This window comes from Streptosporangium minutum, from assembly GCF_002149035.1.
Lineage (GTDB): Bacteria > Actinomycetota > Actinomycetes > Streptosporangiales > Streptosporangiaceae > Streptosporangium > Streptosporangium minutum.
On record NZ_NGFP01000292.1, the window covers coordinates 1 to 11,099 of the forward strand.

11 protein-coding genes are annotated in these 11,099 nt (G+C 73.0%); 4 read left to right on the forward strand and 7 right to left on the reverse strand.

Annotated elements, in window-relative coordinates:
• The 3 genes from CA984_RS38380 to CA984_RS38390 all read left to right on the forward strand — a co-directional run.
• Positions 1-343: urease accessory protein UreF (locus CA984_RS38380; protein WP_278249090.1), on the forward strand; the 343-nt coding region annotated here is incomplete at its 5' end.
• 22 nt (positions 344-365) lie between these two features.
• Positions 366-995: an urease accessory protein UreG gene (gene ureG / locus CA984_RS38385; RefSeq protein ID WP_086578299.1), complete on the forward strand. Its 630-nt coding sequence runs from the start codon at positions 366-368 to the stop codon at positions 993-995.
• Positions 996-1,003: 8 nt separating this feature from the next.
• Entirely contained in the window at positions 1,004-1,930 is a 927-nt protein-coding gene (locus CA984_RS38390) for an urease accessory protein UreD (protein ID WP_086578307.1), read from the forward strand.
• 154 nt (positions 1,931-2,084) lie between these two features.
• On the opposite strand, the gene CA984_RS38395 is transcribed toward CA984_RS38390, so the two are convergent.
• Positions 2,085-3,092 carry a LacI family DNA-binding transcriptional regulator gene (locus CA984_RS38395; protein ID WP_207621195.1) on the reverse strand — a complete coding sequence of 336 codons (1,008 nt, stop codon included), beginning with the start codon at positions 3,090-3,092 and terminating at the stop codon, positions 2,085-2,087.
• A 38-nt stretch (positions 3,093-3,130) separates the two neighbouring features.
• Positions 3,131-4,129: an acetylxylan esterase gene (locus CA984_RS38400; protein WP_086578301.1), complete on the reverse strand. Its 999-nt coding sequence runs from the start codon at positions 4,127-4,129 to the stop codon at positions 3,131-3,133.
• Positions 4,130-4,405: 276 nt separating this feature from the next.
• On the opposite strand from CA984_RS38400, the gene CA984_RS38405 reads away from it, so the two are divergent.
• Complete coding sequence (locus tag CA984_RS38405) at positions 4,406-4,723, forward strand: L-rhamnose mutarotase (RefSeq protein ID WP_086578302.1); 318 nt, start codon at positions 4,406-4,408, stop codon at positions 4,721-4,723.
• Positions 4,724-4,751: 28 nt separating this feature from the next.
• On the opposite strand, the gene mmuM is transcribed toward CA984_RS38405, so the two are convergent.
• From mmuM to CA984_RS46705, 5 genes are all read right to left on the reverse strand, one after another.
• Complete coding sequence (gene mmuM / locus CA984_RS38410; RefSeq protein WP_086578303.1) at positions 4,752-5,615, reverse strand: homocysteine S-methyltransferase; 864 nt, start codon at positions 5,613-5,615, stop codon at positions 4,752-4,754.
• Positions 5,616-5,831: 216 nt separating this feature from the next.
• A complete protein-coding gene (gene vph, locus CA984_RS38415; protein ID WP_086578304.1) occupies positions 5,832-6,692 on the reverse strand; it encodes a viomycin phosphotransferase in 861 nt (286 codons plus the stop codon).
• Between the two features lie 198 nt (positions 6,693-6,890).
• The gene (locus CA984_RS38420; protein ID WP_086578305.1) at positions 6,891-8,522 is read right to left on the reverse strand and encodes a DUF885 domain-containing protein; all 1,632 of its coding nucleotides are present in this window, start codon (positions 8,520-8,522) and stop codon (positions 6,891-6,893) included.
• Positions 8,523-8,594: 72 nt separating this feature from the next.
• Positions 8,595-10,916: a VIT domain-containing protein gene (locus tag CA984_RS38425; RefSeq protein ID WP_086578306.1), complete on the reverse strand. Its 2,322-nt coding sequence runs from the start codon at positions 10,914-10,916 to the stop codon at positions 8,595-8,597.
• Positions 10,913-11,099: hypothetical protein (locus tag CA984_RS46705; protein WP_165781567.1), on the reverse strand; the 187-nt coding region annotated here is incomplete at its 5' end. The genes CA984_RS46705 and CA984_RS38425, both read right to left, overlap by 4 nt.

An 11,099-nucleotide genomic window follows, 5' to 3' on the forward strand; every position in this document is an offset into this window, starting at 1 on the left:
GGCCGGGAAACTGGCGGATCTGGTGAGGGCGGGGGCCACGCCGGGCAACCACGCGGTCGTGGTCGGGACGGTCCACGCCGGCCTGGGGGTGCCCGAGAGGCAGGCGGTCGCCGGGGACCTGTTCGCCTTCGCCTCCAGCTGGACCGCCTCCGCCGTCCGCATGGGCAGGGTGGACTTCCGCCAGGCCCAGGCCATCCTGTACGGCGCGCATCCCGGCATCGCGCACGCCGCGGCGACCGCCCTGGCGGCCCGGAGCCCGTACGACATCCATGCCTCCGTGCCCCTCGCCGACATCGTCTCCGCCGCCCACGAGCGGGCCGAGGCCCGCCTCTTCACCACCTGACCGCACCACCGAGAGGATCCCCGTGGAGAACGTACTGAAGGTAGGCGTCGGCGGCCCCGTGGGCTCCGGCAAGACGGCCCTCATCGAGGCCGTGGTGCCCCTGTTGATCGAGCGCGGGCACAGTCCGGGCGTCATCACCAACGACATCTACACCCAGGAGGACGCCCAGCACGTCCGCCGCTCGCTGGCCGGCGTCCTCGACCCGGACCGGGTGGTCGGCGTCGAGACCGGGGCCTGCCCGCACACCGCGGTCCGGGACGACCCCACCATGAACCTCGCCGCGGGCGCCGAGATGCTCGACAGGTTCCCCGACATCGACATCCTGCTGTTCGAGAGCGGCGGGGACAACCTGACGCTCACCTTCAGCCCCGCCCTGGCAGACATCTACATCTTCGTGCTCGACACCGCCGAGGGCGAGAAGATGCCGCGCAAGCGCGGCCCGGGGATCACCGACTCGGACCTGCTCGTGATCAACAAGATCGACATCGCCAAATACGTCCGCACGGACCTGTCGGTGATGGAGGGCGACGCCCACCGCGTGCGCGCCGGCCGTCCCGTCATCCTCACCGACTGCCTCACCGGGACCGGTGTGGCCGAGGTCGCCGACTTCATCGAGGTGCGCGGGGCGGTGGCGTGCTCCTCGGCGCGGTAGAGGCTCCCGTGGACAGGCTGTCCGCCGGGCACTACACGGTGGACCGGATCCCGGAGGCCGTGACCCGCCACGCCGGGGTCCCCGACACGCTCGCGGTGGGCAGCCCCGGCAAGGTGGGGGTGCTGGAGCTGGGGTTCGACAGGATCGGCGGGCGGACCGAGCTGACCGGTCACTACCAGAAGACGCCGCTGCAGATCATGCGCCCGATCTACTACGACGAGCAGCGGCCGGGGATGCCCTACGTCATGCTGATGTCGTCCGGCGGCGGTGTCCTCCAGGGGGACCGCTACCGGATGGACTTCACCTGCGGCGCCGGGGCCGAGGTGAACCTGACCACGCAGGCCGCCACGAAGATCTACAAGATGGAGCAGGACTACGCCACCCAGCTCGTCACCGTCGCGGTGGGGGCGGACGGCTACCTGGAGTATCTCCCCGATCCGGCGATCCCGTTCGCGCGCTCCCGGTTCTACCAGCGCACCGAGCTGGTGGTCGACCCGTCGGCCACGGTGGTGCTGAGCGAGAGCATGCTCGCGGGCCGCCTCGCACGCGGGGAGCGCAACGACTACGACGCGTTCTGCACCGACCTGGAGGTGAGCCGCCCGGACGGTGAGATCCTCTTCGCCGACACCCTGCGGCTGGTGCCCTCCGACGGCGGCGTCACGGGCCCCGCTGTCCTCGATGGCTTCGGGGTGATGGCCTCGCTGTTCGTGGTGACCGCCCGCGCCCCCGCCACGATGGTGGCCGACACCCTGCACGAGGCGCTGGCCCCGTACGGCGTGCGGGCCGGAGCCAGCGTGCTGCCCCAGGACTGCGGCGCCTGGGCCCGCGTCTTCGGAGCGGAGTCCCCCGAGGTCAACGAGGCCCTCCGGGCGGCCTGGGACGCCGTCCGCCGTCTCCTCATCGGAGTCCCGTCACCCCGCCGCCGCAGACCCTAGCGGCGCTCCCGCCGGGCGGCCGGGGCGGTCGCGGCTGCCGGGGCGCCGTACCCTCCTGTCCCGCCGAGGGCGCCGGCGGCACACCGGCGCGCCGCAGGGGCGGCGGGCCGGCCCCCGTCCAGCCGCGGGCGCTGGAGCCGGGGACGCCGCGGGGTCAGCGGGTCGACTCCCGGGCGACCAGCTCGGGCTGGAACATGATCTGCCGGTGGGCGTGGGACTCCGGATTGTCGCACTCGTCGAGCAGGAGCTCGGTGGCGACCCGGCCCAGCCGGTGGGTCGGCTGCCGGACCGAGCTGAGCGAGACCGCCGAGGCCGAGGCGAAGTCGATGTCGTCGTAGCCGATGAGCGCGACGTCCTCGGGCACCCGGACGCCCGCCTGGAGCAGCGCGCGCATCACGCCGAGGGCCAGCAGGTCGTTGGCGCAGAACACGGCGTCCGGCAGCCGCCCCTGGGAGATCATCTTCTCGGCCGCCTCCTGCCCCGCCCTGGCGTTCATCGCGTCCGTCGCGATCTCCTCCAGCGCCCGCCCGGGGTCGCGGCCCGCCGCCGCCAGCGCCCGTTCGGCCCCGATCCGCCGGTCGAGGCACTGGCGGACGGTGAGGGGGCCGGTGACGTAGGCGATCCGCTCGGCCCCGCCGTCCAGCAGGTGGGAGACCGCCAGGGAGCCGCCGGTGACGTCGTTGACCGCGACGGAGCACTGGTCGGGCCGCTCGGCCGGATGGTCCACCAGGACCACGCTGATGCCGCGCTCCCTGAGCTGGTCGAGCTTGGCGAGAGACGCCCCCGCCGGGGTGATGAGCACTCCCCGGACCCGCTGCTCGGCGAAGACCAGCAGGTTGCGCTCCTCCTTGAACCGGTCGCCCGAGGAGTTGCCCAGGATCACCGCGTATCCGCGCTCGCTGGCCCCCTCCTCCACGCCCGCCGCCACGTCGGTGAAGAACGGGTTGCCGATGTCGATGACCGACAGGCCGATCGTGCGGCTGTGCCCGGCCCGCAGGCTGGAGGCCGAACCGTGACGGACGAACCCGAGCTCGCGGATGGCCTTCTCGACCCGGACGCGCGTGGACTCGGCGACCTTCTCCGGGCGGTTGAGCACGTTGGACACCGTGCCGGGGGAGACTCCGGCACGCGCCGCGACATCCTTGATGCTCACCGAACTCATGAGCATTGATTAAAACGTAACAAACTCCGGTGCGCCAGTTACGGCACCAGCTCTCCGGCGGCGAGCGGCAGCCGTCCGGCCAGCAGGTCGCCTGCGGCCTTGAGATGCTCGGCCACCTGGGCGGACTCGCCGCCCTCATGGCCGTTGAAGCGCCACACGCGGATGTCCTTGGGGCCCGCGTAGTGGTTGTAGGCGGCGAAGACGGTGGAGGCCGGGGTCACGCCGTCGCGCAGGCCGACCGAGAAGAGAGCCGGGGTGGTGTTGCGGGCGGCGAAGTTCACGCCGTCGAAGTGGTCGAGGGTGTCGAAGACCTGGTCGTCGCGGTGGCGGTTGGCCCTGAGGAACCGGCCGAGCTCGGCGTAGGGGTCCTCGTCGGTGATCTCGGCGGCGTGGCGGATGTGCGACATGAACGGCACGTCGATGAAGGCGAACAGCAGGTCCGGGACCAGGGCGCTGACGGCCATCGCGAGCGCGCCGCCCTGGCTGGCGCCCGAGACGACGACGCGCGAGGGGTCCACCAGCGGGTGGGAGCGGGCGGCTTCGACGGCGCGGACGCCGTCGGCGTACAGGCGGCGGTAGTAGTAGCCGTCGGGGGCCAGCACGCCCTGGGTGAGCTTGCCGCTCACCTGCGGGCCGGTGCCGCCCACCGGGTCGGCGGTGTCACCCGCGCGCCCGCCGCCCTGTCCCCGGGAGTCCATCACGAAGACCGCCCACCCGGCCACCGGCCAGGTCAGCCAGTCGTGCGGCAGGCCCCGGCCGCCGTTGTAGCCGATGTACTGCACCACGCACGGCAGCGGGCCGCCGGCCGCGGCCGGCACCAGCAGCCAGCCCCGGATCTCGTGCCCGCCGAAGCCCGCGTAGCGGACGTCGAAACAGCGCACCAGCGCCAGGCCGGTCTCCACCTCGGTGAAGACGGCGCCCAGGTCGTGCCGCCGCGTCTCGGCCAGCGTCCGGTCCCAGAAGGCGTCGAACCCGGCGGGTTCCCGGCGCTCGGGCCGGTACTCCCTGAGCTGTTCGAGGGGCATGTCGACGAACACGGAATCTCCCGATGGTGAAGCGTTCCTCAGCGAGGACAGGATGGATCGATGACGTCCGGGCGGTCCGGCGGGCTCGGTGCCCGGCCGGCCCGGCGCCATCGGTCATTGTGTCCACTTCTGGGGCTATCCGCCAGAGGTGACCGGCGGGGAGTGTTTCCGTGGCGGAAGGTCCGGTTCTCCGTGTCTCCGCGTGGCCGTACGCGGCTGTTGACAGTGGCGCGCGTCCCGGCATAGCTTCGCCAATATTTCGTTAAAACGTTTTTAAATGGAGTCTTCATGCAACGCGTCTGCTTCCTGCTCAAGGTGCGGCCGGACCGGCTGGACGAATACCGCGAACGTCACGCGGCGGTGTGGCCGGAGATGCTCGACGCCCTGCGGGCCACCGGCTGGCGCAACTACTCGCTGTTCGTACGGGACGACGGGCTCCTCGTCGGCTACCTGGAGACCGACGACTTCGAGGCCGCCCTGGCGGGGATGGCCGCGACCGGGGTCAACGCGCGGTGGCAGGCGGAGATGGCGCCGTTCTTCGAGGGCCTGGACGGCCGCCCGGACGAGGGCATGATGACGCTCACCGAGGTGTTCCACCTCGGCTGATCCGCGCTCCCGGGCGACCGGTCCCCGCTCAGCCGGCCTTCAGGTGCTCGCCGATCTGGCGGATGTGCTCGGGGGTGGTACGGCAGCAGCCGCCGACGAAGGCGGAGCCCGCGGCGTGCCAGCCGGCCGCCGCCGCGCCGAACTCGGCCGGATCGGCCAGCCCGAGCCAGCGGCGGTCCGCGGCGTCCCAGGTCTCGCCGGAGTTCGGATAGACCATCACCGGCTTGCCCTCGATCCGGCCGATGAGGCTGGGGATGTGGCGCGGAGCCGTGCAGTTGACGCCGACGGCGATCACCTGCGGGTCGCCGGCGAACAGGGCGGCGGCGTCCTTGAGCGGGGTGCCGTCGCTGATGTGCTCGCCGTCGCGGCAGGAGAAGCTCACCCACGCCCGGGTCCCGGGGGTCTCGGCGAGCAGCCGGCCCAGCGCCCTGGCCTCGGCGTAGGACGGGATGGTCTCACAGGCCAGCAGGTCGGCCCCGCTGCCGGCCAGGATGTGCCAGCGGTCGCGGTGCCAGTCGGCCAGGCCGTCCTCGTCGAGGTCGTAGTCGCCGGTGTACTCGGCGCCGTTGGCCAGGTAGGCCCCGTAGGGTCCGACGCTCGCGGCCACCGTGCCCGCGCCGTGGGCGTCCCTGGCCTCCGCGGCCAGGCGCACCGACAGGACGATCAGCTCCTCGGCCTCGCGCGCGCTCAGCCCCCGCCGCACGAACGCCGGAATGCTCGCCTGGTAACTCGCCGTGGTCGCCACCTCGGCCCCGGCGGCGAAGTAGTCGAGATGTGCCTGCCTGATCACCGAAGGGTTCTCCAGCAGGAGTTTCGCCGACCAGAGCTCGTCCCGCAGGTCGGCGCCGAGCGCCTCCAGATGGGTGGCCAGTCCGCCGTCCAGAATTACCATTTCGCTACTTTATGTCATTGTTCGCCGCTACCCGGCCAGGGGCGGCGGGCCCGCCGCCCCTGGCCGGGTAGCACTGTGACCGGAAACGATCACCGGGCTGTAGACATGAGTGCCTTTGGAGAGGCCGACAGCCTGACACGTCTTCGGGGGTCGTCGCCGGTCCGTCAACACCGGTGACGGGAGCGGACGACGACCATGGTGCGGCCGGGGACGCATTCAGCGGTAGCCGGTCAGACCGTCCGCCAGTTGTTCTTCGTCGCCGTCCCGGTGCGCGGACAGGGCCTGCTGCAGGGCGAAGGTCGCGCGAATGACGGCGATGCGGGTAGCCGTCGTGCTGTCCGCCCAGCCGCCCAGCGTGAGCACCCGATTCAAGAAACGCGTGCCGTAGCTGGCGCCGACGGCCGCGAGGTCCTCGGCGGGATCGCCGATCGTGACCTCATCCCAGTCGATCACCCCGCTGAGCTCCGGCAGTCCGTCGTCGCACTCCCACAGGACGTTCTCGGCACCGAGGTCACCGTGTACCACCGCGTCGGTGATGTGGGGAAGGTCGTCCAGCGCCGCGAGCTCTCGCTCGGCCCGTTGACGCCCCCCGTCGGACATGAGCCCGAACAACTCGGCGCGGACGTCCGCTGCGAACCGCCGCCAACGATCTTGTGGTGCCGGCACGGCCGCTCGCACCTCCTCCTCGGCGCCGACCCTGGCCAGTTCGGTGAGCAGCGTGACGTACTGCGCCGCCGCGGCCTCGGCCACCTGGGGATCTTCGAGTGCGTCAGTCTCCAGCGGGGCTCCGGGGACGCGGCTGAGGACCAGGAACGGCAGCTCGTCCGTGCCCTGAGCGCTGCCCTCCAACAGTGGCTGAGGCGTGCGGAAGCCAAGATCGAACCCGGCGAGCAGGCCCAGGACAGCGGCCCTGTGCGGCAGCCGGGCGGCCGCGGCCTCGGTGCGAGGCAGGCACACGACACGGTCCGAGCCGATCACCACCTGATGGAACTGCCCCTGACGGACGGTGAGATCTTCCGGTTTGACGCCCGGCAGCAGCCGGTTCAGCAGAGCGCGATTCGTCTGCAGGATCTGCATGAGGTGCGAACTGTCCTTCTCTTCAACGTGGCGGGATGTACCAGGTCGGGTGGTCACGCGGCGGGCGCCGGCGGTCGGCCGTCCAGCGGATGCCGTTCTCGCCGGACGGCCCATCGAGGGATCCGCCGCGGGACCCGTTGCGACGTCGATCGCGGGGCCGGCCGTGACGGGTCCCGCGATCCGTCCGGACCGCGCCGGTCAGCCGATCCGGCGCAGGGCCTCGGCCAGGCCGGACAGGCCCACCGGGCCGAGCTCCAGGGCCGCGGTGTGCCAGCGGCGCAGGTCGAAGGCCGCACCCAGGCGCTGCCTGGCCTCCTCGCGGGCGGCCAGCCAGGCGCGCTCGCCCAGCTTGTAGGAGGGGGCCTGGCCCGGCCAGCCGAAGTAGCGGACCACCTCGGCGTGGACCCGGTGCGGCTCGCAGCGGCCCTGGTCGCGCAGCACCTCGCATGCCTTGTCGAAGGTCCACTTCGAGCCGTCGGGCAGCGGCAGGTCCAGGTGGACGCCGATGTCGATGACCACCCGGGCGGCCCGCAGCGCCGACCCGCCGAGCATGCCCAGCCGGGTGCCCGGCTCGGTGAACCAGCCCAGCTCGTCGGCCAGCCGCTCGGCGTACAGCGCCCAGCCCTCGCCGTGCCCGCTCACCCAGGAGTTCCTGCCGAAGCGCGACAGGCTGTCCCCGGCCACGCGGGTGGCACCGAGCTGGAGGTGGTGGCCGGGCACGCCCTCGTGGAAGACGGTGGTCAGCTCGTTCCAGGTCTCGAACCGCCCCCGGTCGTCGCCCACCGGCCACCACGTGCGGCCCGGCCGCGACAGGTCCTCACTCGGCGAGGTGTAGTAGGCCGCGCCCGAGGTCGAGCCCAGGGCCAGCGTGACGTCCACCCGGCGCAGCGGCTCGGCGATGTCGAAGTGGGTGCCGTGCAACTGCTCGACCGCCTGGTCGTGACGCTCCTGCAGCCAGCCCCGGTAGGCGTCCGCGCCGTCGACGTACTGCGTCTCGTTGAGGATCGCGGTCGCCTCCTCCACCGAGGCGCCCGGCCGTACCCGCTGCGCCTCGGCGGCCAGCTCGGCCCCGATACGGCCCAGCTCGTCCCAGCCCCACTGGTAGGCGTCCACCAGGTCGATGTCGGCGCCCAGGTTGAGCCGGGCGCCCACCGCGTAGCGCTCGGCGCCGACCGCGTCCTCCTGGGCCGCCCGGGGGGCGTAATCCTCCCGCAGGTAGCGGGTGGCCTCGGCGTATCCGGCGTGCGCCGCCTCGGCGCCCCGCTCCAACTCGGCCCGGACCGGGCCGTCGCCGTAGCTCGTCACGAGCGCCCGGTGGGTGCCGTCGCTCGCGAAGAGAGCGGTCTGCACGGCCAGTTCCAGCGCCTGGCGGCGGGCCGCCGGCATGCCCTGGGCGAGACCGGCCTCCAGGCTCGCCCGCCAGCCGTCCAGCATCTCCGGAACGGCGGCGAGCCGGGCCGCCACGTCCCGCCACTCGTCGTCGTCGCCGTGCGGCAGCAGATCCACGCTGTCGCGCAGGTCGGTGATCAGCCCGAACGGCGCCTGCACCGCGCGGAACGGCTCGCCGATCCGGTGCCAGGCGAGCTCGGCCTCAAGGCGCTCCCGCAGGTGCGCGGCGGCCCGCACGTCCGCCTCCCCCTGCGGTGGCAGGGAGGCGAGCCTGCCCAGCGTGTCGCTGATCAGGGCGGCCCGGGCGGCGATGCCGTCCGGGCCGTAGTCGGTGGCCGGGGCGAATTCGACGTCGATGCCGATCATCCCGGCGCCGACCGGGTCGAGCGCCGCCGAACGGGTGACATATTCATCGCAAAGGGCGAAGATCGGGCTGGTCATTCCGGCACTTTAGCCGACCTGACCTGGGGAGTCACTCCATGATCGACATAGTTTGACCCCCCCGGTCATGGTTCATCTCTTCCAGAACGGGCGACGCCCCCCGGACCGGCTCAGCGCCTCCAGCCCCTCGACGGCCCGGCGCCACAGCGCGTCGACGTCGCCGCCCGACTGCAGGTCCCTGGCCAGGGCCTCAAGCTCCGCGTGACCGCCCAGGTAGACGGCCAGGGCCGCGAGCCGGCTGCCCAGGTCCTGGAGGTGGCGCAGCCGGTCGGCGGTACCGAGGGACTCGGCCGCGCGCAGCCGCTTCAGCTCCTCGGCGAGCTCGGCCCGGGGCAGTTCCCTCGGCGGTACGGCCGCCGCCGGCGCGGGACGGGGCGACATCATCGCGCCACGCGGGGCGAAACTGTCGGCCGCCATGTCCCTCGGCGCGCCGCCCATCCCGCTGGCCGCGAACTTCGGCGCCGCGCCGGGGGCCGCGAGCCCAGGGGGACCCATGGGCGCGCCCGGCCGCGGCTGGGCCATCGCGGACAGCATCATCGGCGCCGCCGGGACCGGGTTCTCCCAGCCGCCGGGCAGCTCCACCGGCTGGATCACATGGTGTCCCGGCCCGCCCTCGGCGACCACCTTGCTGTCGATCGCGACGAACGCGGTGAACCGGCAGAGCACGCCGTACCTGAGCGAGACTCCGACGATCTCCTCCTCCAGCGAGTGGTCACCGGCGGCGTAGCGGTCCTCCAGGGCGCGCAGCCGGGCCCGCGCCCAGATCGGGCGCATGGCGCGGCCGTCCACGCGCGCCCCGGCGACCCGCCGCTCCCAGGGCTGCCCGGTGGACTCCAGCCCGTGTACGGCCAGCGCCCCGCCGGAGGCCCCCCGGTACCGTCCCAGGACGGTGAGCGGCACGCCCGCGTAGATCGAGCCGAGATGGCTGACCGTGCCGGGGAGCAGGTCGAGCCCGTCGGCCTTGAGGGACAGGTCGGTGACCAGGGGGGAGCCGATCCTGCGGTGGATGTGCTCCATCGCCTCGTCCAGGCGGTCCTCCGACTCCACCAGCTCGCACCGGCCCGAGCCCAGGCCGGCCAGCCTGCCGAGGAACCCGGCGTTGACCGCCCGGTCGATGCCGACCGTGTGCACCCGCACCCCGGCCAGCCGGGCGCCGGTCCGCTCCAGGATCTGGTCCTCGTTGCCGACCTGCCCGTCGGTGACGAGCACCAGGACCCGGTCCCTGCCGGAGTCGGCGAGCAGCGCGACGGCCTGCTCCAGCGGGGCCAGCATCTCGGTGCCGCCACGCGCCTCCAGCCGGGCCAGGTGCTCCACCGCCCGGTAGCGGTTGCGGTCGGACGCCTCGGAGAGCCCCTCGCCGAGCCCCTCGGGCTGTTCCACCACGGTGTCGAAGGAGAGCACCGCGAACCGGTCGCCGCCGGTGAGCGTGTCGACGATCCGCGCGGCGGCACGCCGGGCGGCGACCATCTTCCAGCCGGTCATGCTGCCCGAACGGTCCAGCACCAGCACGACGTCCTTGGCGTTGGCGGTGGCCGGCGCCGGATCGGGGACGACGGTCAGCGCGAACGTGCCCTCGTCGCCGCCGTCCTCGTCGGGGACCAGCGCGAGCGAGGTGGAGGCGTCGAAGGACAGGCGCAGGATGAAGTCGCGGTCCAGCCGCTCACCCGGCTGGAGGCGGACCGTGCCCTCCTCCTCCCGGACCGCGTGCAGGCTGGAACGGACCTCGCGCAGCTCCAGCCCGGCCGGGTCGACGGCGACCGCGAGCGAGAGCCGTACCGGGGCGGGGAAGCCGGGCAGCAGCACCGGAGGGGTGATCCGGGAGGCGTCCGGGACCGCTTCGGTGTCCGGAGCCCAGCCGTCGCCGGCCTGCTCGCCGTCGAGCGGGGCGCCGGGGATGTAGCGGGGGGCGACGACCAGCGGGAAGCGGAAGGTCGCCGCGCCGTCCTCGTAGGGGAGCGGCTGGTTGAGCGTGAGGTGAACGGTGACCCGCTCGCCCGGCACGATGTTGCCGACCCTGATGGTGAAGACGTCGGGCCGGTCCTCCTCGGCGATCGCGGCCCGCCTGCCCTCGGCGAGCGCCTGGTCGTAGTCGGCCCTGGCCTGGCCGCGCTCCTTGAGGATCCCTTCGATGACCCGCCCGTCGGCCTCCATCCTGAAGGCGGTCACGGCGGCCCGGTCGGGCAGCGGGAAGACGTAGGTCGCCTCAAGTGCCACGTCGTGCGGGTTGCGGAAGCCCTGGACCACCTCCACCCCGGCGATCAGGCCGGACACGGCGGCGGTGACGTCCACGCTCTCCAGCGGCAGGTTGCCGCGCTCGGTGACGAGGGCTCCCAGCCCCGCGTCCGGGACCGGCTCGCACTCCTCCGGTCGTAGCGTTGCGATCGAGGTGATCATGGCAGTTTCTTCCCTTCCGGAGGGGCGAGGTCGTGGTGGCGCAGGACCGAGAGGAGCGCCTCGGACGCGGCGGTGATCTCGGCGAGGTCGTCGGGTGAGGGGGCGCGGCCGCCGCCGTCGAGCAGCAGCGTCACGCCCGTCGCCAGCCGTACGCCGTGAACGATCGCGGCGGGCGGTGGGTGG